The organism is Candidatus Zixiibacteriota bacterium, assembly GCA_036480375.1.
Taxonomy (GTDB): Bacteria; Zixibacteria; MSB-5A5; order GN15; family JAAZOE01; genus JAZGGI01.
Window position 1 is genome coordinate 66899 of record JAZGGI010000047.1, and the last position, 25807, is coordinate 92705.

General features: G+C 44.6%; 20 protein-coding genes. 14 read left to right on the plus strand and 6 right to left on the minus strand.

All coding sequences use genetic code 11. The features are described from left to right. Position 1: 1 nt before the first annotated feature. The 9 genes from trpD (at position 2) to V3V99_14065 (ending at position 7672) form a co-directional block, all read left to right on the plus strand. Positions 2 to 1024, plus strand: coding sequence for an anthranilate phosphoribosyltransferase (gene trpD / locus V3V99_14025; protein MEE9443776.1), 1023 nt, complete (start codon positions 2 to 4; stop codon positions 1022 to 1024). Beyond that, positions 1017 to 1796 carry an indole-3-glycerol phosphate synthase TrpC gene (gene trpC / locus V3V99_14030; GenBank protein MEE9443777.1) on the plus strand — a complete coding sequence of 260 codons (780 nt, stop codon included), beginning with the start codon at positions 1017 to 1019 and terminating at the stop codon, positions 1794 to 1796. The genes trpD and trpC overlap by 8 nt, the downstream gene beginning before the upstream one ends. After that, positions 1793 to 2416 (plus strand): phosphoribosylanthranilate isomerase, encoded by a 624-nt coding sequence (locus V3V99_14035; GenBank protein MEE9443778.1) that lies wholly within the window; start codon positions 1793 to 1795, stop codon positions 2414 to 2416. Before trpC ends, V3V99_14035 begins: the two co-directional genes overlap by 4 nt. After that, positions 2395 to 3666 (plus strand): tryptophan synthase subunit beta, encoded by a 1272-nt coding sequence (gene trpB / locus V3V99_14040; protein MEE9443779.1) that lies wholly within the window; start codon positions 2395 to 2397, stop codon positions 3664 to 3666. Before V3V99_14035 ends, trpB begins: the two co-directional genes overlap by 22 nt. Continuing rightward, entirely contained in the window at positions 3638 to 4444 is an 807-nt protein-coding gene (gene trpA, locus V3V99_14045; protein MEE9443780.1) for a tryptophan synthase subunit alpha, read from the plus strand. Before trpB ends, trpA begins: the two co-directional genes overlap by 29 nt. Next, positions 4431 to 4808: a chorismate mutase gene (gene aroH / locus V3V99_14050; GenBank protein MEE9443781.1), complete on the plus strand. Its 378-nt coding sequence runs from the start codon at positions 4431 to 4433 to the stop codon at positions 4806 to 4808. Before trpA ends, aroH begins: the two co-directional genes overlap by 14 nt. Next, a complete protein-coding gene (gene aroF / locus V3V99_14055) occupies positions 4808 to 5821 on the plus strand; it encodes a 3-deoxy-7-phosphoheptulonate synthase (protein MEE9443782.1) in 1014 nt (337 codons plus the stop codon). Before aroH ends, aroF begins: the two co-directional genes overlap by 1 nt. Further along, complete coding sequence (locus tag V3V99_14060; GenBank protein MEE9443783.1) at positions 5818 to 6684, plus strand: prephenate dehydrogenase; 867 nt, start codon at positions 5818 to 5820, stop codon at positions 6682 to 6684. Before aroF ends, V3V99_14060 begins: the two co-directional genes overlap by 4 nt. Before the next feature lie 85 nt (positions 6685 to 6769). Then, positions 6770 to 7672, plus strand: a complete 903-nt coding sequence (locus V3V99_14065; GenBank protein ID MEE9443784.1) for a DUF6599 family protein — start codon at positions 6770 to 6772, stop codon at positions 7670 to 7672. A gap of 60 nt (positions 7673 to 7732) precedes the next feature. Here the strand turns inward: V3V99_14065 and V3V99_14070 are convergent, their stop codons facing one another. From V3V99_14070 to V3V99_14095, 6 genes are all read right to left on the minus strand, one after another. Beyond that, a complete protein-coding gene (locus V3V99_14070) occupies positions 7733 to 8953 on the minus strand; it encodes an aldo/keto reductase (protein MEE9443785.1) in 1221 nt (406 codons plus the stop codon). Positions 8954 to 8980: 27 nt separating this feature from the next. Next, entirely contained in the window at positions 8981 to 10564 is a 1584-nt protein-coding gene (locus tag V3V99_14075) for a hypothetical protein (GenBank protein ID MEE9443786.1), read from the minus strand. A 153-nt stretch (positions 10565 to 10717) separates the two neighbouring features. After that, positions 10718 to 12235: a NapC/NirT family cytochrome c gene (locus V3V99_14080; GenBank protein ID MEE9443787.1), complete on the minus strand. Its 1518-nt coding sequence runs from the start codon at positions 12233 to 12235 to the stop codon at positions 10718 to 10720. A 93-nt stretch (positions 12236 to 12328) separates the two neighbouring features. Beyond that, positions 12329 to 13849: an SDR family oxidoreductase gene (locus V3V99_14085; GenBank protein MEE9443788.1), complete on the minus strand. Its 1521-nt coding sequence runs from the start codon at positions 13847 to 13849 to the stop codon at positions 12329 to 12331. Positions 13850 to 13971: 122 nt separating this feature from the next. Next, positions 13972 to 15336, minus strand: a complete 1365-nt coding sequence (locus tag V3V99_14090; protein MEE9443789.1) for a sigma-54 dependent transcriptional regulator — start codon at positions 15334 to 15336, stop codon at positions 13972 to 13974. Beyond that, positions 15333 to 16406, minus strand: coding sequence for an ATP-binding protein (locus V3V99_14095; GenBank protein ID MEE9443790.1), 1074 nt, complete (start codon positions 16404 to 16406; stop codon positions 15333 to 15335). The genes V3V99_14090 and V3V99_14095 overlap by 4 nt, the downstream gene beginning before the upstream one ends. A gap of 287 nt (positions 16407 to 16693) precedes the next feature. On the opposite strand from V3V99_14095, the gene V3V99_14100 reads away from it, so the two are divergent. From V3V99_14100 to V3V99_14120, 5 genes are all read left to right on the plus strand, one after another. Continuing rightward, positions 16694 to 18070, plus strand: a complete 1377-nt coding sequence (locus tag V3V99_14100) for a TolC family protein (GenBank protein ID MEE9443791.1) — start codon at positions 16694 to 16696, stop codon at positions 18068 to 18070. A 14-nt stretch (positions 18071 to 18084) separates the two neighbouring features. Next, the gene (locus V3V99_14105; protein ID MEE9443792.1) at positions 18085 to 18552 is read left to right on the plus strand and encodes a hypothetical protein; all 468 of its coding nucleotides are present in this window, start codon (positions 18085 to 18087) and stop codon (positions 18550 to 18552) included. A 37-nt stretch (positions 18553 to 18589) separates the two neighbouring features. Continuing rightward, a complete protein-coding gene (locus tag V3V99_14110; protein ID MEE9443793.1) occupies positions 18590 to 20587 on the plus strand; it encodes an efflux RND transporter periplasmic adaptor subunit in 1998 nt (665 codons plus the stop codon). Beyond that, positions 20588 to 24358: an efflux RND transporter permease subunit gene (locus V3V99_14115; GenBank protein MEE9443794.1), complete on the plus strand. Its 3771-nt coding sequence runs from the start codon at positions 20588 to 20590 to the stop codon at positions 24356 to 24358. Positions 24359 to 24642: 284 nt separating this feature from the next. Then, positions 24643 to 25560, plus strand: a complete 918-nt coding sequence (locus tag V3V99_14120) for a hypothetical protein (GenBank protein ID MEE9443795.1) — start codon at positions 24643 to 24645, stop codon at positions 25558 to 25560. The last annotated feature ends 247 nt before the right edge of the window (positions 25561 to 25807 follow it).

The window sequence follows — 25807 nt, forward strand, 5'->3', positions numbered from 1 at the left end:
CATGATTAAGGAAGCGATCAAAAAAGTCATAGAAGATCAGGACTTATCTATCGACGAAAGCCGGGGAGTAATAAATCAAATCATGTCCGGAGAGGCTTCTCCGCCTCACACGGCCGCGTTTTTGACGGCCTTGCGATGCAAAGGAGAAACCGTTGACGAAATTTTAGGGGCGGCGCAGGTGATGCGGGAGAGAGCACGGCGCATTCCTCATAAGCAGGAAATGATTTTCGACAATTGCGGTACCGGCGGCGATGGAGCGGGGACGTTTAATATTTCCACGACGGCTTCTTTTGTCATCGCCGCTTGCGGAATTCCGGTCGGCAAACACGGCAACCGATCAGTCTCCAGTCAATGCGGAAGCGCCGACCTGTTGCAGGAATTGGGAGCCAATCTTGATTTAAGTCCCGAGCAATCCGGGCAAAGCATCGATGAGATTGGAATCGGTTTTCTTTTCGCTCCGGCGCTGCATCCGGCCATGAAAGCAGTCGTTCCCATAAGAAAAGAACTCGGATTCAGGACAGTTTTTAACCTATTGGGCCCCCTGACTAATCCCGCTTTCGCGACTCATCAATTAATTGGCGTTTTTGACGGAGCCTATACCGATAAAATCGCTCAGGTCGCTCGCGCGATCGGGATTAAGTCCACCATGGTCGTGTATAGCCAGTGTCACATTGATGAATTAACCACTGCCGGGCTCAATGAAGTCAGTGTGGCCCAAAACGGCACATGCGATCATTATCAGTTGAATCCTCAAGCCCTGGGATTTGCCTCGTGCGACATGAAGGAACTTGCCGGAGGTGACGCAAGGGAAAATGCCGGTATTACCATTTCAATATTAAAGGGCGAAAAAAGCCCCCGGCGGGACACTGTTTTGCTCAACGCGGCCGCAGCCCTGACTATCGCCGAAAAGTCAGTCAATTTAAAAGAGGGCATCAAAATGGCCGAGGAATGTATCGATTCCCGACAGGCCCTGAGGAAACTGAATGACTTTATAGAATTCAGCAGGAGCTTTGGCGATGCTTGAGCAAATTATCAAACATAAGAAAGACTGGCTGGATCAGCTTAACAGTCGTTCAACCATTGATGATATGGCCAAATCCGTGCGGAATATGCGCCCTGCCAGAGGCTTGCGGACAAATCTCACAAAAGACAACAAACTTGCGCTGATAGCTGAGATAAAAAGAAGGTCGCCGTCGCGAGGAATATTAAACAATACTATTGAGGTGGACCGGTTTGTCAGGCTTTACGAAGAAGCGGGAGCGTCGGCTGTATCAATTTTAACCGAAGATCAGTTTTTCTCAGGTTCCATCGATGATTTGAAAATGGCCAGAGAAAATACATCGCTGCCGATTCTGAGAAAAGATTTTATTATCGAGGAATCACAAATCTGGGAAAGTCGCGCGATAGGAGCCGATGCCGTGCTTCTCATCGCGGCCATTCTGAGCGATAATCAGCTTTATGATTTGCATGCCCTGGCCCGTGAAATCGGGCTGGAAACCATAATTGAAATTCACTCCAAAGAAGAACTCGACCGCGCCTGGCGCCTCAAACCGGAAATTATCGGGATTAACAATCGCAATCTCAAAACTTTTCAGGTCAGCCTTAATACCGTTGAAAACCTATATCCTTTAATCCCATGCAATGCCATTTGCATCAGCGAGAGCGGGATTAAAACCCGTGATGATATGCTCAGGGTCCAGGAATGTGGCGTTGATGCGGTTTTAATCGGCGAAGGCATAGTTACCAGTGAAGATCCATTTGGCAAAATCCGTGAACTCCTGGGAGAGTCGGAATGACAAGAATAAAAATTTGCGGAATTACAAATTATGATGATGCCGCGTTTGCGGTTGTGTCCGGCGCCGATGCTCTTGGTTTTATATTTGCCGAAAGCCCCCGAAGGATAAGTCAGAAAGCAGCAAAGGAAATTACTCAAGCTCTTTCTCCCTTCGTCAATAAGATTGGAGTTTTCGTAGATGAGCCGATTGGAGTCATTGCTGAGACAATTATAGATTGCCGTCTTGATGCTGTGCAGATTCATGGAGATATAAATTTTGATGATCTAAAACAATTACCAATCCCCTTCATCAAAACATTCAGAATTTGCGATGAACGAGACCTTGATATAATTCAAACCAGCAATCTATCATATTTTCATCTCGATACCTACCAACCCGGGAAAATGGGCGGAACGGGAAAACAGTTTGATTGGAATATCGCTAAAGAAGCTTCGCGTTACGGCCGGGTAATTTTATCCGGAGGATTAAATCCCGAAAACATAAGCCAGGCATTGGAAACAGTTCAACCGTATGCTGTCGATGTTTGCGGTGGAGTCGAAGATAAACCGGGGAAAAAAAATCACGAAAAAATAAAGAAATTCATAAATGAGGTACGATCATGGGACAACCGAACAAATTAGGATATTTCGGTCGTTTTGGCGGACGATATGTTCCCGAGACATTGATGGCGGCGTTGATGCAATTGGAAGAAGAGTATCATCTTGCCCGACGCGATCCCGAATTTAAAAACGAACTCAATAATCTACTCAACAATTATGCCGGTCGGCCGACGCCGCTGTATTTCGCCGAAAGAATTACTCGCAAATGGAAAGGCGCGAAGATTTACCTCAAGAGAGAGGATTTGACGCATACCGGCGCCCATAAAATAAACAATTGTCTCGGTCAGGGTCTTCTCGCAAAAAGGATGGGAAAAAAGCGTATAATCGCCGAAACCGGCGCCGGGCAGCATGGCGTCGCGGTTGCCACCGTTTGTTGCCTGTTCGGAATGGATTGTACTGTTTATATGGGGCGCCAGGACATGGAACGCCAGGCTCCCAATGTTGATCGAATTAAACTCCTCGGGGCGAAAGTTATTCCGGTAGATTCCGGGAGCCGGACGCTGAAAGACGCCACCAATGAAGCCATCCGCGATTGGGTAACCAATGTCTCATCGACACATTATATAATAGGTTCAACCGTCGGTCCTCATCCCTATCCGTTAATGGTTCGTGATTTTCAATCGGTTATCGGGAAGGAAACGAAAAAGCAAATCAAGAAAATCGCGGGCCGTCTTCCCGACGCGATCGTCGCCTGCGTCGGCGGCGGCAGCAACGCCATCGGAATGTTTCATGAATTTGTAAAGGACAAAGAGGTCAATCTATTTGGTATCGAGTCGGCCGGAAACGGATTATCTACTCATCTTCACGCGGCAACATTAAAGAAGGGCAAACCCGGAATTCTCCATGGAGGTTTTAGTTATCTGTTGCAGGATAAAGATGGTCAGGTTATGCCGACTCATTCTATTGCCGCAGGGCTGGACTATCCCGGTGTCGGTCCGGAACATAGCCAGATGAAAGATTCGGGCCGCGTATCCTACGAGGCTGTTACCGACGCGCGGGCATTGGAAGCATTTAAGGAATTATCTGTTACCGAGGGTATTATCCCAGCTCTGGAATCATCTTTTGCTTTGGCCTACGCCAAAAAGCTCGCTCCCAAATTGAGCAAGAACGATATCCTGATTATCAATCTCTCCGGCCGGGGCGATAAAGACCTGGCCAATCAAGATGTTATAAATCTGCTTCGAGACAGGGCATCCTCAATAAAACGTAATTTGAGACCTTTTGCATTGGAAAGAGAATTTAATGAAGTCTCTAACGGAAACTTTTGCTAATTGCCGGCGGTACAGCCGGAAGGCTCTGATGCCCTTTTTAACCGCCGGTTATCCGGACGAGAGAACATTTCTCAAGTTGTTATTTGAATTTCAATCGTCGGGAGCCGACATGGTCGAGATCGGCATACCATTTTCTGACCCGCTGGCCGACGGCAAAACAATTCAATATTCATCGCACCGGGCACTTCAGCAGGGAATTAATGTCGTCTCAATTTTCCGTCGTCTGTCTCAGTTGAACGGCAGCTTCAGATTGCCTTTAATAATGATGAGTTATTTCAACCCCATTTACCATTATGGTGTCGATAAATTTATATCTCGCGCTTCCTCTATCGGAATAAAAGGATTGATTATCCCTGATATAATTCCGGAAGAATCCGGAGACCTTGAGTATCAGTGCCGGCAAAATAATATCGATCTGATATATCTTCTGGCTCCTACGTCAAACGCGAAGCGTACCAAATTGATTCTCCGAAGAAGCCGGGGATTTGTTTATTTGGTGACGATCGCGGGAGTAACCGGAGCTCGAGATAAATTGCCTGCGGATCTTGTGCAATGGATCAAAAAAATAAAAAAACAGAGTGATATCCCGGTCTGCTCCGGATTTGGAATATCCCATAAGAATCAGGCCGCGACGGTCTCGCGGGTCGCCGATGGCGTCATTGTCGGAAGCGCCATTATTGATATAATCAGAAATTCGGCCAATCCGGCGCAAGCTGTCGATGAAACCGGAAAATTTATCAGGCAACTACGAAAAGGAATAGACTATGTCAAAGGTTAGAGGCATCCGCGGAGCGATAAGCATCCCGAAAAACACTGAAAAAGATATTCTTGAGGCAACGACAATATTACTGCGAAAAATAATTGAATCCAATCAAATCCAGACTGACGATATCGCCAGCATCTTTTTTACCGTTACCGATGATTTAAACGCGGAATTTCCGGCTTACGCTGTCCGCAACATGAATATGCGCATGGTCCCTTTATTATGCGCTCGCGAAATGCATGTGGATAAGGGTATGCCAGGCCTGATTAGAATTTTAATGCACGTCAATACGGATAAATCACAAAATCAGATAAAACATCAATATCTGGGCAAAACCAAACACCTCAGACCTGATCTGAATGAAGGAGAAAGTGAATGATGATTGTAGTAATGAAAGCAACGGCCACCGCGAAACACACCGGCGCGGTTTTGAAGAAAATTCAGGAACTGGGATTTAAGCCCCATTTATCTTCCGGTGAGAAGAAAACTATCATAGGCATGGTCGGCAACGGCAAAAAAGTCGACCCTGAAATTCTACTGGCGCTCCCCGGGGTTGAAAATGTCGTGCCCATCCTGAAACCGTTCAAGCTGGCTGCCCGCGAATTCAAAAAAGAATCAACGGTTGTATCCATGAACGGCATAAAGATTGGCGGTCGTGAGCTGGTCATGATGGCCGGACCCTGTGCCGTCGAAAATCGGGATCAGATAATGGAAACCGCTGAAGTCGTCGCCAAGGCAGGAGCGAAAATACTGCGTGGTGGAGCATTTAAACCGAGGACCTCGCCTTATAGTTTTCAGGGTCTGGGTGAAGAGGGATTAAAGATTATGCGCGAGGCCGCCGACGCACATGGCCTGGCAATGGTGACTGAAGTAATCTCGCCTCAGTACGTTGACCTGGTTGGAAAATACACTGACATACTTCAAATCGGCGCACGCAACATGCAGAATTTCGCGCTTCTTGAAGCGGTCGGTAAAGCCGCTCGACCGGTGTTGCTCAAACGAGGATTAATGTCAACTATTGAAGAATGGTTGATGTCGGCCGAATATATCCTGTCTAACGGAAATCCCCATGTCATCCTGTGCGAACGAGGAATCCGCACCTTTGAAACATATACGCGCAACACCCTGGATATATCCGCCGTCCCGATAGTCAAGGAACTGAGTCATCTGCCCGTAATTATCGATCCCAGTCATTCCACCGGAAAACGCTCATTGGTCTCGCCTATTTCCAAATGCGGTATCGCCGCCGGGGCCGATGGTTTAATTGTAGAAGTTCATCCCCATCCCGAAGATGCCTTATCCGATGGCCCCCAGAGTCTCCATCCTGAGGAATTTGAAGCATTGATGGACGAATTAAAACCAATGGCTCAAGCCATGGGCCGAGATATATGATACGATTGAAACATTTAAAAGTCTTAATCATTGGCCTTGGACAGATTGGCGGATCTATGGGCCTGGATTTGATCAATCGAAAAATCGTTCGCGAGGTAATTGGCTATGACATAAATTCCCACACCGCGAGAATGGCCAAAAATATCAGTGCTGTTAATAGTATATCCCTCAATTTGACTCACAGCGTTCCCACAGCCGATCTGGTCATTCTTGCCACCCCCATCAGACAAACGATCAAGATACTGCCCTTGATATTACCGGCCGTAAAATCAAACGCCTGCATAATTGATACGGCCGGGATAAAATCAGAAATCCTCAATACCGTAAATTCCTGCTCTCCGTCGGTAAACTATATCAGTTGCCATCCCATCGCAGGTACGGAAGGACAGGGCATCCAGGCGGCACAACCAAATTTATTCGCAGATTCTTTTTTTGCGATGACGGAAAAAAATAAGACCTCACAGGAGTGGATCGAAGCTATTAAATTATTGATTAAAAAATTGGGGGCCGAACCGTTTGGGATAAAGGCGGAGACGCATGATAGAAATATTTCTCTAACTAGCCATCTGCCTTATCTTATGGCCATTTCTCTAACCAATTTAATCGGACATCAAAGTCTCAATGCTAAAAATCTAAAAAAAATGATAGGGGGAAGTTATAAAAGCGCGACCCGCGTCGCCCAATCATCTCCCGAACTTTCTCTCGACATGTTTATGTCGAATCGGGAAAGCGTAATAACGGCGATTGACCGATTTTCATATGAGCTTATGAAAATCAAACGCCTCATAAATTCCGGAGATGAAAAAGAATTAAAAAAAATAATCAGCGCGGCCAATAAACGAGCCACAAAATTCCACACATAGATATTTTTTCATCATTTAGCTTGCGCTTATCAAAATCATCCTTATAATTTATTTCCTTGAAATTTATTTCACCAAAGGAGAACATATGTTTAACCGAATATTACTCGCGGGACTGGGATTGGTGATAATTGTGTCGCTAATCGCCTGCGGCGAAAAAGAAAACCTACCAGGAGCGATCTCAACAACTAATTTATTACCTGACAAATTAACTGAGATTGAAATTACTCGTGCGGGCGAATCCTCCCTTTTTGTTGGTGACTCTCTATATGAGTATATCAACGGCGGGGCGGAAATATATCATCAATACGATTTTGTCGAAGTCGCCACGGCGACCTATACCTATAAACAGATTGAAATCATTGCCGATATATATCGATTCACCGAGAGCAATGGAGCCTACGGATTATATTCGGTTTTGCGACCCGAGGAAGAAGAGTATTTATCGCTTGGAGTGGAAGGTTTCGGTTCGGAATCAAGCCGCGATTTCGTAAAGGGTGAATATATGATTAGAGTTATCGGATACGACGCATCCGATGATACCAAAACGGCAGTAAATGCTCTGGCTGGTTATTTTGCCAAAACCATCCCCGGCACAATTGAAAAACCGAGCATGTATTCGAATCTGCCTACAGATATGATTGTCCCCGGTACAGATAAATATATTATCGAATCTTTTATGGGGCATACTTTTCTTACCCGGGTTTATACTCAAAATTATGATTTGAACGGCAATATATTACAGATTTTTATTTCCACCAATCCGGAGGATAAATTCGCAAAATGGCGAGGTGCCATCGAGGCATCAGGAACTGAATTTTCCGTTGATGATACTATTAATATCCCCCCGGATCGGTCTTTTGTTTTTGAAGACGGATTTTACGGAAATATTGTCGTGGGAATCATGGGAGATTATCTGGTTGGCGCCATTGATTACAAACCGGAACAAACTGAATTTATAAATTCCTGGCTTACTGCCTTAAATAAATAATAGCTATAAAAAAAGGGCCGCCCTTTGAGGGTGGCCCTGACAGATTTCCGAGTATAAAATTTATCCGTAGATAGTCTTCAACTCACTGATATTGTCTCTAATCCTAACCGAATTGGCGCATTGGGCCGTGCACTGATCACACGAACCACATGCATCCAGACTGCTTCCCCGAGGAATATTATTTAATACCCGTCGCGCTTTATAAAAATCGCCGTAACTGGCGGCGTACATATGCGTGCGCATCAGTGTCGGGATATCAGTCTTATGAGGGCAGGAAGCCAGACATTGGCGGCATTGATGACAGAACCCCATACCCAACTGAATAGTCGAATCCGAAAGCAGTTTCTCTTCCTCGGGAGTATATTCGAGACTGTAAGCGATTTCAAAATTATCATTTAGAAAATCATAGTTGGCAATTCCGGGGATAGAGGTCTTAATCTCAGGCATGCGCATAACCCAGCGGAGCATAGCGTTATGTATAGTCTTGTTGGGGTAGCCGGCAATTTGATCGGCTGACAGCCGGGAACCACCCGCCTGGGTTTTCATGGCAACAAATCCGATGCCTTTATTGGCGGCGTTTTTCACGGCCGCCATTAAATCGGCGTTATCGCCCAGAGAAATATTCATTGACGTCAGGATGACATCATAAAAACCGGCCTCGACTGTGTCATTAATAACCGCGGCCATATTACTATGAGTTGAAATTCCGGCGGCCAGTATTTTTTTCTGCTCTTTTAATTCGGCAAACCCCTCCTGTAAACCCGGATTGTTTACGAAGCCTAAAGTAGCGACGCTGTGAATGTAAAGGATGTCAACGTAATCAGTCTTAAGTCTTTTCAGACTTCCTTCGCATAATTCAATCAACTTCTTTTTTACCGCCGCGGGATCTTCTACTCTTTGCCCGGGCGTATAAACTTTCGTACCGATATTGACTTTATCCCGCACCTTCAATTTGTTGACCACTCGTCCAACCATTTGCTCATTTTGCCCATACTGGTAAGAAGCAGCTGTGTCGAAATGCCGAATTCCTTTTTCATAGGCGGCTTGAATAATTCCGGGATTATTAGCGCCACCAGCCCCCATGCTGACGATTGGAACCTTCATTCCGGTTTTACCCAAAGTTCTATAGATTATTTCTGGCTGTGTCGCTTGGTCAGTGTGTTCACCCTCCTGGGCCAGAGATAATTGCGGGGTCAGTCCGGCCAGTCCCGTCGTTGCCAATCCCGCAGCCGCTGTTGATAAAAATTTCCTGCGCGACAAATTCGATTTAGATTTATCCATCTGTTGCCTCCGCATGCAAAATGTATGTTAGTTTTCTTCTATTTGGCTCAAAAAATTCTCGGCTATGTTTCTTAGCTGTTGCCTAAAATCTTCGTTGGCCGACGTATCGTCAGGTAAGGCCTCCAATACATTTTTATAGCACTGGATCGCCATAGTCGTATCGCCCGCAACCAGGCAGGCATCCGCGTAGCTATCCCATGAATTGGCGACATTAGGATAATTATCCGCGACTATCTTAAAAACTCGCAAGGACTCGTCAATTCGATTTTGCTGCAATAGTTGATAACCAAGGACATTAAAATTCTGCATGGGGATATTGTACATATCCGGATACAAAGCAATGAATTTATCATATAAATCCAGACCGGCCGCTATCTGACCGGTGGTAAATAAAGCCATCAATTGATTCTGTGTGGGGGGTAAATCCTCAGCTCCCCTAAATTCACGCCTGACAAATTCTAAATCATAGCCATTGTGTAAAGGCATATTCTCGATAAAAGCCATACTCGCGGAATCATCATTTAAAAAAGCGTCAAAAAACCTATAGACATGATCCGCGATCATTTTGTATCCGTCCAATCTTTGCCGATGCATTTGCTCCGTGCTATCGCTCAACATACTTAATATTGAGCGTCCCATGTTGAAATCCTGATAAGAATTTGACGGGAAAGCAAAAGAATATCTTGACGCGAATATCAAAGAATCGAGCAAAGAAAAATCAGGCTCATGTTCTCCGGTAGGATATAAATTCATTAGCGGACCGCTTAATCTCTCAGGGGAATAGGCAGGGTTTTGCCTTACCAATTCCTGAAGCATTCCAAAAGTAAGCGAACCCGCAAGCGTGGCTGTCGCTTTGACGTTTTGATTTCTCAGCTTTACCAAAACAGCCGTAGCGCCTCCGGCGCCCGAACCTAAAATCCCTATTTTATTATAGTCGACATTTGGAAAGTCGTGCAAGAAGCCAAGTACAAATTCCGCGTCACGCGCGGTCGATTCGAGTCCTATCTGATTATATTCGGGAGTAGCCGACATCTGCCCGAGAGGATGGGTGGTAGCAACGATAAAACCATGACTGGCCAGGTACTCGCACAAGACAGCATTTTCGCAATAACTCGATTCATAGCGGGGACAGTATATTACCAGCGGAAACGAACCTTCTTCAGGATCAGCGTCTCTGACCGCCTTCAAATCTTTGCCCATAATTTCAAGCGCAAAACCAGCCGGTTGTTGGGTTGCGTTGACAATGTAACCTATTTCGCGATTATGCAATTGAGTCAAAAGATTAATAAACTCATCGTTCTCAGGATACGAATATGAGTATTCTCCATAAACCATCGTAATAGAGTTTTCCATAGTTTTGGCCGGATACCAAACACATATTTGTATCGGACGAGCGGTTTCTCCTTCCACCGGATTGCCGAAGTAATCCAATCTCGCCCGGTAAACTCTCGAGTAATCATATCGTTCGAAGGATTTGAATCCGATGCCGTGGGGCCCCGGTTCCAAATTTCCCCAAAGCGTAATATCCTGAGCCGAAGTTGCATTTACACAACAGATCAGGAAAAACGTGATAATAAGATTTGAAATGCCCTGACGGAAGAATTTTGGCATATCTAGGCTCCCTGCAAAGAATTAGTCATTGTAGTATCCAAGATAAAACAAACCGTCGCGTAAATCAAGATGTACTCAATGCTAAGAGAGAGCCGTAATATCAATTAGCGCGATATGTGACATAATTTTCAATATATGTATGCCGAATGAAACCTAATATCCCGATTCATGATCATGACATTCAGTACACAACATTTCTTTCCAGGCTTCATCTATGTCCTCAGGGTGCTCAAAATCGAGACCAATAATACTGCCTGCGATTTCATCCAAATTACTCGACGGTCCTTGCGCAACAATTAGATGACAGGTATTACAGGCATATGATAGTTTCTCGCCCCGCTCATTTTCCTTGACCCGATCATGACAGCGAAAACAACCATCATTTACAAAATGGCTAAGATAGTTGTGTCGAACCCGGTAGTCGGTTTTCATTTCGGGGAAGAAATTTTGTTCGTAAATTTCCAGTAATGCCTTAGAAGCTTCAAATATTGCCGGCTTCATGGTTTTGGCGATATCCGGATATTCAACCTCATAATATTTAGTCAATCCGGATAAAATTTCTGTTCGCGCCTCTTTCATATCCATGTATTCTTTTACCAATATTTCCAGACCTGCTGCCCTGACATGTGGCAAATCTGAAGAAATCCTATCCGCCGAAAGGGCCAGATTGATCGCCTTGGCAGGAGGCATGAACAAATGGCTGGGGCGGTTATGGCAATCCATGCAGTCAAAATGGCGAATTTCGATATTGGGGTCATCAATATCTATCGGTTCCGCATCAGGATCGGTATATGTCAATGTATCGCCATTTTCCTTAATCAGGCGTATCCACGGAATATCATTACGTTTTTCATCAGTGGCGATATATTGAACCTTATTGGACCCAATCATATGCCAGTGAATACCTTCGAGTTTTCCCGTACGGGGATTTCCACCGCCAATCTTAACCAACATTTTAATAGTCCAGGGAGAATTCTCTTCATCCGACTTGTAATAAGTATGGGTCACCATTTTCTCGCCATAGAATTGTTGCGGCCAATGACAACTTTCACAGGTTTCCTGAGCGGGGCGAAGATTATGGACCGGAGTTTCTATCGGGCGCGAATATGAATTATTGGCCGTGGCAAATAACTGCCGGATTCCATCAAATTTGGCCTTAACCCAAAATGACGCTCCCGGCCCAATATGGCATTCAACACAGGCGACGCGGGCATGAGGCGAATTGTGATAGGTTACGTTTTGAGGCCCCATCACTTCATGACAGGTCTCACCGCAAAACCCAACCGAGTCAGTGGCTTCATATGCCCTTGTTCCGCTATAGATCAAAAGAATAATTAAGGTCGAAAAAATACCCAGAAACAACCACAGGTTTTTCATATAGCCGGGATCAGAAGGGTCGATTGATAAATTGAATTTTACATTCTCACCCTTTTTCCGGGCTATGCGAACCTGAAGCCATATCGATATCAGGAACAGGATGAATCCAATCAGCATGATGGCGGGGACGATTACGAATGTCACCAGCGACCGGTAAGGATTTTCTGTTCCTTGCGTAAAATCGATTAAAAGTAAAATTAAAAACAGCGCTCCGCCCGATGTAACCAACGCGCCACCGAGAGCGGCCAGCGGATGTCTGAATAATGTCCGACGACGTCTTCTTTTGGTATTCATTATTACCTTCCTTATAAAATCAAAAGATAATAATCAAAAATTGCGGAAAAGTCACCAAAATTAGTCTTAAATTTCTTGTCAAAAAAGAAATGGTTAGCTTTTTTTATCAATCTCTTTTAATAAATTCTTAAAAATCAAATTATGAAATGGCAATATCATGTACCAATAGAATCTGCCCATAATGGTCAGGGGATCATAATAGGCCCTCAAAGTAATTTTTCTCCGACCGCCTCGTTCCCTGACTGAGAATTCAAGCCACGCCCGGCGTAAGGTTTTCATTTCCGAGCGTAAAAGCAACCTTTTATTGGGCCTAATATCCTCAATCCGCCAAAAATCGATGACGTCATTTATTTGCAGGTGCCCATAACTCTTTCTACCCCTTGATGTTCCCACGCCGGCAAACAACCTGTCAACAGCTCCTCTCAAACGCCACATCCAGGTATTATAAAGCCATCCTTCTTTTCCTCCTATCCGGCAGATGGATTTGAAAATTGAAGTAGCCGACTTTTCACTGAAAATGGCAAATTTCGCCTTAAATCTTTCCCGACCTCTCAGCTCGTGCAGCTTCAGGGCGAGCTCGTGCGCAGGTGGAAAAGCGTCCGACCAACGAGTCGAAACCCGGTCCTGTTGTTCTCTCGTCATAGCGTTTAATAAAGCCTGCCGATACGATACCGGCTCAAAAGGCAAAATCGACTTAATGGCCATATCCTCGCAAATTACCTTATCCTTCAAACCTTCCATCAAACATTGCGTTATGGCATTGGGTACGGGCGTAATCTGACTGGCTAAATAGGCATAGAACTTTATAGAAGAAATTGGGCAATTAAAGTAGATTGTCTTTTTATTCAAAATTTCCGAGAAAATTTTTAGCATTTCCAAATAAGTCAGAATTTCTTTTCCCCCAATTGAAAAACTCAGCCCGACCGATTCGGGAATTTCCAGCACACCAACCAAATACTTAATGACATCTCTGATTGAAATCGGTTGACAATTATTCTGCGCCCATCTCGGTACCGGCATAATCGCCAATCTGCGAATCAAATGCTCAATAATTTCATAAGAAGCGCTGCCCGAACCGATTATAATTGCCGCTCGCAAGATTGTAACCGGAACCGTCCCTTGCTTCAACTCTTCGGCTACTTCCATCCGATTGCGCAAATGCGATGATAAAGGGCTACTGATATCGCCCAGTCCGCCCAGATAAATAATCCCTCTGATGCCTTTTTCTTCAGCTACCAAACGGAAATTTGCCGCAGCCTTGATATCCGCCGCCTCAAATTCTTTGGGACCGAGATACAGGGAATGGATTAAATAGTAGGCGGTATCAACTCCCTCAAGAGCCTTTTCGAGCGTACGGGGCAGTAATGCGTCAGCAACCACAACTTCAACCTCCGGCCACATCTTTCTGTAAACCGAGGAGGCTCCCCTTACCATTGCCCGAACCCGATATCCCCGAGCAATTAATTCGGGTATTAACCGCCCTCCTATATACCCGGAAGCTCCGGTTACTAAAATCCGTCCCAGAAACGGCAGCGGGTTAGTTGGCAAATCGTGACAAAACAAATCATCAGGAGTCGGAATCTTGCCTTTTGGATTTTTTTCTTGCTTATGCATGACAAAAATACTTATTCAAGATAGATGATGTCCTAATTTAATGATTATCAATCGGTATAACAAGACTAAATACATCTGTTATAAAAGATACTAATCGAGGGAAATTTGACCCAGAAGTTCAATCAATCTAATTTTGCCTTCGACGACGAGATCCCGTATTTTTTCATTCGATATATCAGCACGTGCCGGGCGATGTGTAAATATTGCGCCGCCCTGGTTCGATTCCAGCCGCATGTATTTAGGGCGTTGATTATAAGATTCTTCTCGGCTTCATGAAATGTTATATGCTCCGCACCGACTTCGGTATATTTCTTAGTAGCTTTAGTGTCTTCAGCATTGAAGTCATCAGGTAAATCTTCCGGCATTAAAATATCGGAACTTCGCAGGATTGTCATCCGCTCGATAATGTTTTCAAGTTCGCGGACGTTTCCCGGCCAGGAAAATGCTTTCAATTCTTCAATTAAATCCGGCGAAAGAGACAGATTTTTATTACCTCCGGCACGGCGCAGGAAGGTTTCTGCTAATAGCGGAATATCTTCTTTTCTCTCGCGAAGGCTTGGGACTTTTATCGGGATGACATTCAATCGATAAAATAAATCTTCACGGAAGCTTCCTGCGAATATTCTTTCCTTTAGATTGACGTTGGTCGAAGCGATTACTCTGACATCTATATCCTTCCGATGCTCGGAACCTACCGGTTCAATCTGTCTTTCCTGTAAAACCCGAAGCAATTTAACCTGAAGATCCAGGGCCAGATCGCCTATTTCGTCCAACAAAATCGTCCCGCCTTCAGCCAGTTCAAATCGGCCCCGTTTATCTTTGATAGCTCCGGTAAACGCTCCCCTGACATGGCCGAATAACTCGGATTCGAGCAAATCCCTGGGAATAGCGGCGCAATTGACTGCCACAAATTCGCCTGCAGCCCTAAGGCTTTTTTCATGGATTGTCCGAGCTATTAGCTCTTTTCCTGTGCCCGATTCCCCGGTAATCAAAATGGTCGCATCTGACGGCGCGACCTTCTCAATCATCGACATCATTTCGCGAAACGCATTAGATATCCCCACCGGCTCAGAACCTTTGCGGGCGTTTTCGAGTTGATTCTTCAGATTTTGGTTTTCCCGTTCGAGCTTTTCGAATGCCAATGCCTTATCAATCGTAACAAATAATTCATCATCTTCAAACGGTTTGGTTAGGTAATCAAAAGCCCCCTTCTTGACCGCCTGGACCGCCTGAGAGACCTCCCCGTGCGCGGTTATCAGGATTGTTTTTAAATCGGGAATCACTTTTTTTGCCTGCTCCATCAATTGCATTCCATCCAATCCGGGCATTCTGATATCAGATAAGAGCAAATCAAAACGTTGGCTCTTGAGAGCATCCAGAGCTTTTATCCCGTTTTCTACCGCCATCACAGTATATCCGCGCTTTTCCAACTTAAACTGAATTACGCGTCGCACGGAATGATCGTCATCGGCCAGCAAAATTCTCATATTCCCGTTTCCTGTAGAAGCGGCAGAGTGATTTCCACGCGGGTCCCCCGGCCGGGAGTGCTGAAAATATCTATTTGTCCATCATGGCTCTCAACTATCGATTTCACGATCGCCAGTCCCAAACCGGTGCCGTTGGATTTGGTCGTGAAAAACGGTTCATAAACATTTTCCAAATCGGCTTCATTGATTCCCGGTCCGCTATCTTCAAAAACCAGATGCGCGAATTTTCCCTTTATCTCCTCAAGAGTAATTTTGATTGTCTCACCCGATTTGGAAACCTGAAGGGCATTGAGCAGAATATTCAAAGCCATCTCATGCATCTTCAACCGATCACCCTTGATATAGATTTCATCCAGAATATCCTGAAATAGATTAATTCCCTCCCGAGATGCATGAGTCTCCAATTGCCTGATGCTGGCCCGGATCGTATCGGACAAATTCAGCATTTCCAATTTCGGTTGAGGCGGGCGCGCGAAAGCCAAAAATTCGGTAATGGTTCCATCCATTCGCTTTATCTCGCTGAATAATATCTGACGAAATTCTTCCTTCTCTTCCGAAGCGGCCTTTTCATCGGCCAAAATTTCTACCGCCCCCTTGATCGAAGCCAATGGATTTTTTATTTCATGAGCGACTCCGGCCGCGATCTGGCCGACCCGAGATAATTGTTTTGATTTCTCCAGTTGAAGGCGCATATCCTCTTGTTTCTTCCGACTACTTAATTCGCGTTCCGTCAATCCGCCGGATAAAAGTGCAATTCCAAAATAAAAAACAATCTCCACAACTTCTGCGGCAAAATCATGCGGTCCCACGCCGGATGACAATATTAAGGGCAAAATCAGAAGGGAAATTAACGCCGCCGTATACAAGCCGCCTCTCAAACCATACCAGGCCGAGGCAATTACTATGGGGATATAACAGAAACGGCCGTGAACCGCGTGAATCCAATGAGCGTCTCCAAAAATCGGCTCAAGAACCCAACCATAATGGATTCCCAGAGTCAAAACCGAAACTCCGCCGATTATTGATAGCCTGAAATTATTATTCTCCAAAAACTGCATATTATTATTCATCCTCTATCAAATTTCATTCCAATCTTAATGCCTTCTTCAATATTTTACGCCAAACCTCAAACTCAATACATTACAGCGTCTTAGAAATCACTATCGTCATGTATTTTAAATTCATTATATATAATACGCAAAAATTGAATAAAATTAAAGAATATTATTCACCATTGAACAATTTTATTCAAAAATATAAAAACTTGGAGAGCTTCCTTTTTTAAGTTGTTGATATAAATAATCATAGATTTTTGGCATACTATATGATATGGTTGAAATAGGAGAATTGAATTTTGATGAATTTAAATAGAAAAATATCCGGCTTTGTGTCTCACCTTCTTTTGGTGTTCGCACTTTATGTAATTCCTTCGTCTGTATCGGCGGATGAATTTGAACGCTCAAAAAATAGTGCGGATTCGCTAAATTCAGTATACCAACTTTCGAGCGATTTGATTTACAAAAATGGGACAGGCAATAACCTCCCCGATTTGCTCAAATTGGGATTGAGAATTAACCCTTCCATAAAAGAATCATTCTATAACTGGCGGGCCGCGATTGATAGAGCCTCATTTGCCGGAACCTTGCCTGATCCGGTTCTTTCGTTTGGATATTTCATGGAGAGGGTCGAAACCCGGGTCGGCCCGCAAAGATATAAAATCGGACTGAGGCAATCGCTGCCCTGGTTTGGAACCTTGGGCACTAAGAGTGATGTGGCTCGAAGCGAGGCGCTGGCATCCGAGATGAATTACGAATCAAGAAAGCAATCGGTTACTCATGATATCAAAACCGTGTATTATGAGCTCTACTATCTCGGAAAACTGAAATCGCTGACGCTCGCCAATTTTGAAATTTTGAAATTCTGGGAATCGGTCACTCAAACAAAATATAAGACGGCACAAGTTTCACATCATGATTTGATAAAAGTCCAGATCGAACTGGGCATATTGGAGGATCGGTTAATCGGAATTGATAAAATGATCCCGCCTGTTAAATCAAATCTGGCGGCGCTGCTGAACTCATCCGACATATCTGAGATATCAATTCCGGATACGATTTATATTGAAGATATATCAACCGAGATTCAGTTTATTTTGGATCGCATTATTGATGGAAATCCGGCTCTTAAAAGCATAGCGTATGGAGTCCAAAAGGGAAAAGCGGCCGTCCGACTGAGCGGGAAAATATCGATGCCGGCCTTTACAATTGGAGTTGATTATATCGAGACCGGACCGGCCCTGATTCCGTCAATGCCGGAAAGCGGCAAAGATCCATTGATGTTGAACGTTGGCATGACTCTCCCGATCTGGTTCGGAAAAAATAAAGCCGTTAAGAATCAATCCAGAGCCCGCCTTATGGCCGAAGAGAACAAACTTGCCAATGCCCGAAATACCCTGATTGCCAGGGTGGAAAAAATATTGTTTGAATATGACGAAGCAAAAAGAAAATTGGTTTTATATAGAGATGGTCTGATCCCTCGAGCGGAGGAGGCTTTGAATGTCGGCTATGCCGCTTTTCAAGCCGGTCAAATCGATATTGTTAGCCTGCTCGATTCTCAACGCCAACTCCTTCATTTTCAGGAAGTATATGAACGGGCCAGAACTGACCTTGCCATCAAGATTTCCAAAATTGAAATGTTGATGGGTAAACCCTTAACTTTTGAAGAACACAATTAACCATAGGAGTCATTATGAAAACTCTTACAACCATTTCAGTTTTTATCATCGCCGTGCTATTTATGGCGTCTGTAGCTTTCGCCGGTGAAGCCGAAAAAGAGCCGGCGAAAAAAGAATTTAAGAAGCAAACGCATTGTCCGGTCATGGGCGGAAAAATTAATCCCGGAGTTTACACAGACATTCAAGGCCAGCGCGTGTATCATTGTTGCGTCATGTGTACAAAGAACATTAAGGCCGATCCGGATAAGTACTTCAAGAAAGCTGCTGAGGAGAATATCCTTTTTGAAAGTGTCCAAAAGGTATGCCCGGTCTGCAAAATGGAGCTAAAAGATAAAACGCATTTTACTTATCATGAAGGCCGCGGCATTTATTTTTGCAATGAGAAGTGCCAGGAGCAGTTTGCCTCTTACAAGGACAAAAGTAAACTGTTGAGCGAGCTTGATAGTAGTAAACCGGATGAGCCCAAAGAGCGTGAGCATTAATACTCTTTGTTGTCTATCAATGAGTAGGAAATAAAAAATGAGCAAGAATTCTGTCAGGAACATAATAAATCATTGGATGCCTCAATCATGGGCGGCACGGATAGCATTGTTGATTATTATAATCGGAGCTTTCTTCCTGGGATCAATGCTATCGGATGGTGTAGCGCCTGATGGACATGAGCACGCTACCGCCGAATCAGAGTCGACAACCTGGACTTGTTCAATGCATCCTCAGATTAAATTGCCTAAATCCGGCAAATGTCCTATCTGTTTCATGGATTTAATCCCTCTGGAATCGGGATCGGCCGACGACCTGGGGCCTCGACAAATCCGAATGACAGAATCAGCGAAAAAGCTTGCTAAAATTGCGACTACTCCGGCGATCCGGGCTTTTGGCGAGGCGGAAATAACTATAGTCGGCAAAATCTCCTACGATGAAACCAATCAGGCAACAATCACCGCCCGGATGCCGGGGCGGCTCGAACGGCTTTACGCGGACTATACCGGAATTAAGGTAAATCGAGGCGATCATATGGTTGAAATATATTCGCCGGAGCTTTTAACGGCTCAGGAGGAATTGATTCAAGCCCGAAAAACATTGGCATCGACGGATAAATCTTCCAATTCCATTCTTCAACAATCGGCACAGCAAACTCTCGAGGCGGCTCGGGGAAAATTAAAGCTATGGGGATTGACCGACGAGCAGATTAATGAAATAGAGAAAAGCGATGAACATTCCCACACCCTGACGCTTACTGCTCCGGTTGGAGGTGTTGTGGTTGAGATGAACGCGGCCGAAGGCGAATATGTCAAAACGGGAACGCGCATCTATACAATAGCTGATTTATCAAAGCTTTGGGTACTTCTGGAAGCGTATGAATCCGATTTGCCCTGGCTGCGCTACGGTCAGAAATTGACCTTTACTTCGCTGTCATTTCCGGGTGAAGAGTTTGACGCCCTTATCAGTTTCATCAACCCGATTGTTGATCCCGCAACCAGAACCATAAAAATAAGAGCCATTGTCGATAATTCCGACAACCGTCTCAAACCTGATATGTTTGTCAGTGCGGTTGTCAAATCAAAAATCGACAACAAGGGGAATGTGATTTCGGAATACCTGGCGGGAAAATGGATCGGTCCCATGCACCCCGAAGTAGTAAAAGACCGGCCCGGTATCTGCGATGTCTGTGGTATGGACTTGGTCCCCACCGAATCATTGGGCTATTCGGGAAAGAAAGCAAGTATTAGCGAAGCGCCCATTTTGATTCCGGCTTCGGCTCCCCTGATTACGGGAAAAAGAGCTGTTGTTTACGTCGAAATGCCGGGAGGCGACGGGCCTCTTTTTGAGGGACGTGAAATCGAACTGGGGCCTCGAGCCGGTGATTTCTATATTGTTAAATCCGGAATTGAGGAAGGCGAAGCTGTCGTAACCAACGGCGCTTTCCGCATCGATAGCGAACTTCAGATTCAAGCCAGGACGAGCATGATGTCTCCGGAAAGCGCGATTCAGGCCCAATTAACAATTGATGAAATAGTCAACTCCCCGGTTAAATATATCCACGAGGAAAATCCAGCTCTTGAAACGCTGGCACCGGTGTATAATGCCTATTTTGAAATTCAAATGGCTCTCGCCAACGACAATCCCGAATTGGCGGCAACCGGTTTTGGAAAATTGGGGGACATGACTCGGCAGGCAAATATGTCGGTATTTTCACACGACGGACATGAACGATGGATGGAACTTTCCGCCAATATGCTGAAAGCCAGTGAACGCGGTAAAACCGCTGAAAACCTTGAAGATGCCCGGGATGCCTTTTACCATTTATCAATTACTGTTATCGATTTGCATAAAACTTTTGGCCATTTGGAAAACCGGGATTATTATCTGACCTATTGTCCCATGGCCCGCGATAACAAAGGCGCTTATTGGCTACAGACCGAAGACATTGTCTGGAATTCATTTTATGGCGATCTTATGCTCCGATGCGGCGAAATAAAAAAACCATTGAAGCCTGAAAGTTCAACGGAAAGATAAATGACTAACGGAATTCAAAATCATGGCGGAGAAAAATATTCAATAATTGATCGCCTGATAAAGTATTGCCTCGATAACAAGCTCATTGTAAGTTTATTGACTCTGATTATCATTGCCTGGGGTGTAATGGTCGCCCCGTTCGACTGGAATCTGGGAGGTCTTCCCCGCGATCCGGTTCCGGTTGACGCTATCCCCGATATTGGCGAAAATCAACAGATCGTTTTTACCAAATGGATGGGCCGTTCGCCGCAGGATATGGAAGACCAGATCACATATCCCTTGACGGTTTCGCTTCTGGGAATTCCCGGAGTAAGGACTATTCGCAGTTACTCCTTTTTCGGATTTTCTACCATCTACGTCATTTTCGAGGATGATATTGAATTCTACTGGTCGCGATCTCGAATTCTCGAAAAATTAAATTCCCTGCCTTCAGGCTCATTGCCTGACGGCGTTCAGCCGTCTTTGGGCCCCGATGCCACCGCCCTGGGTCAGGTTTTCTGGTACACACTGGAGGGGCGAGATAAAAACGGAAATCCGACCGGAGGATGGGATTTACATGAATTGCGCTCAATCCAGGACTGGACCGTCAGATACGCTCTTATGTCCGCCAAGGGAGTCTCCGAGGTCGCTTCGATTGGCGGATTTGTTCAGGAATATCAAATCGATGTAAATCCTGACGCCATGCGAGCGCATAAGATTGCTCTAACTGACGTCTTTAATAGTGTCCGTATGTCGAACGTCGATGTTGGAGCGCGCACTATCGAAATAAATAAAGCCGAATATGTCATTCGCGGAATCGGCTTTATTAAAACACTCGCTGATATTGAAAATGCGGTCGTCCGGCAATCCGATAATGTTCCTATTCGCATTAGCGATATAGGAATAGTTTCACTGGGGCCGGCCATGCGGCGAGGAGCTCTTGATAAAGGCGGAGCCGAAGCGGTGGGAGGCGTCGTCGTTGTCCGCTACGGTGAAAACCCCCTGGCCACAATTAAAAATGTTAAGCAGGTTATTAAAGAAATTTCGCCCGGTCTGCCCAAAAAGACTTTACCGGATGGCGCCGAATCACAGGTTAAGATAATTCCATTCTATGACCGCACAGGATTGATTTACGAAACCCTCGGTACGCTCAACACCGCCCTCATTGATGAAATTCTGGTAACGATAATAGTCATCCTGATTATGGTAATGCACCTGCGAAGCTCTCTTCTTATATCCGGACTTCTCCCCCTGACAGTACTGATGGTTTTCATAGCCATGAAAGTATTTAAGGTTGACGCCAACATCGTCGCGCTTTCCGGGATTGCTATCGCCATTGGAACCATTGTCGATATGGGGATTGTAGTCAGCGAAAACATATTAAAACATCTTGATCGAGCCGGCCCCGAAGCGGATTTGAAAAAGACTGTGTTTACGGCGGCATCTGAAGTTGGCGGGGCGGTTCTGACTGCCGTATCGACTACGGTTGTCTCATTTTTGCCGGTTTTCACGATGGTCGCCGCCGAAGGGAAACTATTTAAACCACTGGCATATACAAAAACATTCGCCCTGATATCCTCCGTTATTATCGCTCTGGCGATAATACCACCCTTTGCGCACTTTCTTTTTACTCGGAAGAAGTCAAAAGGGCAAAAGACGTTCGTACCGTTTTTACTACTCGCTGTGGCAATTTTTATGTTTGTCAACTCTTTCTGGCTGACCGGGATTCTTCATATTTTCATCGCTGCCTATCTTGGATTCAAGCATCTACTCCCCCAAAAAATACAAAAACGTATGCAGCAGGCTAATATCTATCTTATCGCCGCTTTTGTTGCCTGGTTTCTTGCATCCCACTGGATGCCGCTGGGAGTAGGAGCCGGAAAATTCTTTAACTTTATATTTACCGTCATGCTTCTCGGCGGGATATTATTCCTGTTTCAGATGTTTATGAGAGTCTATGAACCGATATTGCGCTGGTGTTTGGATAATAAAAAGCTGTTTCTTGCATTTCCCGCACTTTTGGTTCTCATTAGTTTATCAATCTGGCTTGGATTTGATTCTATTTTTGGGCATGCGCCCGACTGGGTCCGTTCAACGCGATTATACACCTCTATCAATCACACTTTTCCCGGTTTGGGAAAAGAATTTATGCCGAGTCTTGACGAAGGTTCATTTCTGTACATGCCGACTACTATGCCTCATGCTTCTATAGGAGAAGCTCTGGATGTTTTGCAGACTCAGGATAAGGCCTTTGCGGCCATACCCGAGATTGAATCAGCGGTCGGCAAAATCGGTCGCGTCGATTCACCGCTCGATCCGGCGCCGATTTCGATGGTGGAAACTATTATCAATTATAAATCCGAATATATCGTCGATGAAGACGGTCAAATAAGAAAGTTCAAATTCGAAAACGATGAGTTTGTCAGAGATTCGCTGGATAATCTTATACCGGATGAAAGGGGTAAACCATACCGCCAGTGGCGCGATGAAATATCATCTCCGGATGATATCTGGAATGAGATTGTCCGCGCCGGAAAAATGATCGGAACGACCTCGGCTCCGAAGCTTCAACCTATAGCCGCCCGGTTGGTTATGCTGCAATCAGGGATGAGAGCCCCGATGGGCGTTAAAGTCAAAGGAGCAACGCTTGAGGATATTGAAAGAACCGCATTGGATATTGAGCGTTTTCTAAAAGAAGTTCCTTCGATAGAGCCTGCCGCGGTTATCGCCGATCGTATCGTGGGTAAACCGTATCTGGAAATTGAGATTGACCGAGAAGCGATTGCCCGTTTTGGAATTCATATCCGTAATGTGCAGGATATCATCGAAGTAGCAATCGGCGGCAAAAAGATCACCACTACCGTCGAAGGCCGAGAACGTTATCCCGTTCGCGTCCGGTACCAAAGAGAATTGAGAAACAGTATCGAGTCTTTGGAAAAAATATTAATCCCCACTCCGGGTGGCGCCCAAATTCCATTGAGGGAACTGGCGACAATTAATTTCGTACGCGGACCGATGGCAATAAAAGCCGAAGATACTTTTCTTGTGGGATATGTGATTTTTGATAAAAAGCCTGAATATGCCGAGGTTGAAGTTGTTGAAGACGCCTATTCTTATCTCCAGGCAAAGATTGAAACGGGTGAACTTGAGCTTCCCGCCGGGGTTAGCTTTACTTTTGCCGGAAGTTATGAAAACCAAATCCGTGCGCAGAAAAAACTGATGGTGGTCTTACCCCTGTCTCTCATTATTATCTTTTTGATTCTCTATTTTCAATTCAGAAAAGTACCAACCACGTTATTGGTTTTCTCGGGAATATTCGTTGCCTGGTCGGGCGGGTTTTTGATGCTCTGGCTTTATGGTCAGGACTGGTTTATGAATTTCTCGCTTTTTGGCGCTGATTTAAGAAATTTGTTCCAAATCCAAACTTATAATCTATCGGTCGCCGTTTGGGTCGGATTTCTGGCTTTATTTGGTATTGCCACCGACGACGGCGTTATAATATCCACATATTTAAAACAGGTATTCGATGACAAACAACCAAAATCAATCAGAGATATCCGTGAAGCAACTGTTATGGCAGGAAAACGTAGAATTCGCCCGGCTTTGATGACCGTCGCGACAACCATATTGGCATTATTACCGGTGCTGACATCTACCGGTAGAGGCGCGGATATTATGATACCGATGGCTATCCCCTCATTTGGCGGAATGATGGTGGTTTTGATTACTGTATTTACGGTTCCGGTTCTATATTGCGCTTTGGCAGAGCGGAAAATCCGGAAAATTAAATAAATTATTGTCGAAACCACAGTGGTGGATTAAAGCACGTGTGGGGCACCACTACCTCCGGTCCCATCGATAGTCTCAGTACCTATGGGCTACCCGTGGGAATATCGTAGATTTTACCCGATGAATGTACTGATTGACTGGCAGCTCTTAGATTATAAATAAATACTTAACAATCTCATCTTTCAATCGTCAATAGATTAACTATTCGCGTGTAATATTTTGCCTATTTGGTATTTAAAATTTGGCTGTATTTCGGAGACGGTAATTATTCTTAAGGAGGCATTAAAATGAATCGCAAGTTCCCAGTTTCTACTTTATTGATAACAATTGTACATATATTTATGGTCGTCGCTCCAGGCTCGGCTCAGGACAATCAAAACCCGGCTGATCTACAGGGTCCATATTTTGGGCAGGAACCGCCCGGAATCGTTCCTCAATATTTTGCTCCCGATATTCTGGGGTCCACTATTCATAGCTGTCCAGTTTTTACTCCGGATGGAATGGATGCATATTGGTCAATACTGACAGGTTCATTAACTACTATGAAGTTTTCTGTCGCGGCTGATAATCAATGGACTGCCCCGGCATATTTTGAATTTCCGCTAGAGTTCACTACTTCCGACTCTCCACATATCACTAATGACGGCAATCGTTTATTTTTTATAGCAGTGCTTTCAACTGGTCCGGGCCAAAATACCAAAGAAAATATTTGGTACATGGATCGCATTGGTGATGGTTGGGGCGAACCACAGCTATTGGGACCGATAGTTAACAATGCCGATTTGCACTGGCAGATATCGGTCGCAGATAATGGAAACTTATATTTTAGCGCGTTTCCAGGTGATATAATGTTATCCGAATATATCAATGGTCAATATACTCAACCCCGGATATTAGATTCAAATATCAATAAGGGAGAATTAATATGTGAAATGACGCCATTCATTGCGCCAGATGAAAGCTATTTGATATTTTCCAGGCATGAAGAAAACAGCGCCAATCAGTTTTCAGATTTATTTATCAGTTTTAAAGAATCTGATGGTTCCTGGACTGAAGCCATGGCAATAGAGGAGCTTAATACACCTAAGTGGCACGAAAATTGTCCAAATGTTACCAGAGATGGCAAGTTATTGTTTTTTGTCAGGGATTATACTCATTGGGTCAGCGCATCAATAATTGAAAATTATCGATCTAAGGCGAAATGAGGAGATGCTAATGATGGTTCACTGTATATAATTATTCACCAGGAATAATATTTAATTTAAAAAATAATGATATATCAACCATGTAAGATAACCAGCAGTTGTATATGCAAATTTGTATCCGGCCCTGTCATGATTTTTGTGTAAACAGTTAAATTGGTTTTTCATATCTTCGGTACTCTTTGGCCGAATCGAATAGCAAATTGATGGACTGCCAACGGCCAGTTCCTAATCGGCATGGTCCACTTTT

Bases quoted from the DNA above. Each gene is read 5' to 3' on its own strand.
- V3V99_14120 (MEE9443795.1), top strand. From the start codon at position 24,643: ATGAATCGCAAGTTCCCAGTTTCTACTTTATTGATAACAATTGTACAT.
- V3V99_14105 (MEE9443792.1), top strand. From the start codon at position 18,085: ATGAAAACTCTTACAACCATTTCAGTTTTTATCATCGCCGTGCTATTT.
- aroF (MEE9443782.1), top strand. From the start codon at position 4,808: ATGATTGTAGTAATGAAAGCAACGGCCACCGCGAAACACACCGGCGCG.
- aroH (MEE9443781.1), top strand. From the start codon at position 4,431: ATGTCAAAGGTTAGAGGCATCCGCGGAGCGATAAGCATCCCGAAAAAC.
- V3V99_14060 (MEE9443783.1), top strand. From the start codon at position 5,818: ATGATACGATTGAAACATTTAAAAGTCTTAATCATTGGCCTTGGACAG.
- V3V99_14080 (MEE9443787.1), bottom strand. From the start codon at position 12,235: ATGAATACCAAAAGAAGACGTCGTCGGACATTATTCAGACATCCGCTG.
- V3V99_14090 (MEE9443789.1), bottom strand. From the start codon at position 15,336: ATGAGAATTTTGCTGGCCGATGACGATCATTCCGTGCGACGCGTAATT.
- V3V99_14075 (MEE9443786.1), bottom strand. From the start codon at position 10,564: ATGCCAAAATTCTTCCGTCAGGGCATTTCAAATCTTATTATCACGTTT.
- trpB (MEE9443779.1), top strand. From the start codon at position 2,395: ATGGGACAACCGAACAAATTAGGATATTTCGGTCGTTTTGGCGGACGA.
- V3V99_14065 (MEE9443784.1), top strand. From the start codon at position 6,770: ATGTTTAACCGAATATTACTCGCGGGACTGGGATTGGTGATAATTGTG.
- V3V99_14095 (MEE9443790.1), bottom strand. From the start codon at position 16,406: ATGAATAATAATATGCAGTTTTTGGAGAATAATAATTTCAGGCTATCA.
- trpC (MEE9443777.1), top strand. From the start codon at position 1,017: ATGCTTGAGCAAATTATCAAACATAAGAAAGACTGGCTGGATCAGCTT.
- trpD (MEE9443776.1), top strand. From the start codon at position 2: ATGATTAAGGAAGCGATCAAAAAAGTCATAGAAGATCAGGACTTATCT.
- V3V99_14100 (MEE9443791.1), top strand. From the start codon at position 16,694: ATGAATTTAAATAGAAAAATATCCGGCTTTGTGTCTCACCTTCTTTTG.
- V3V99_14085 (MEE9443788.1), bottom strand. From the start codon at position 13,849: ATGCATAAGCAAGAAAAAAATCCAAAAGGCAAGATTCCGACTCCTGAT.
- V3V99_14070 (MEE9443785.1), bottom strand. From the start codon at position 8,953: ATGGATAAATCTAAATCGAATTTGTCGCGCAGGAAATTTTTATCAACA.
- V3V99_14115 (MEE9443794.1), top strand. From the start codon at position 20,588: ATGACTAACGGAATTCAAAATCATGGCGGAGAAAAATATTCAATAATT.
- trpA (MEE9443780.1), top strand. From the start codon at position 3,638: ATGAAGTCTCTAACGGAAACTTTTGCTAATTGCCGGCGGTACAGCCGG.
- V3V99_14110 (MEE9443793.1), top strand. From the start codon at position 18,590: ATGAGCAAGAATTCTGTCAGGAACATAATAAATCATTGGATGCCTCAA.
- V3V99_14035 (MEE9443778.1), top strand. From the start codon at position 1,793: ATGACAAGAATAAAAATTTGCGGAATTACAAATTATGATGATGCCGCG.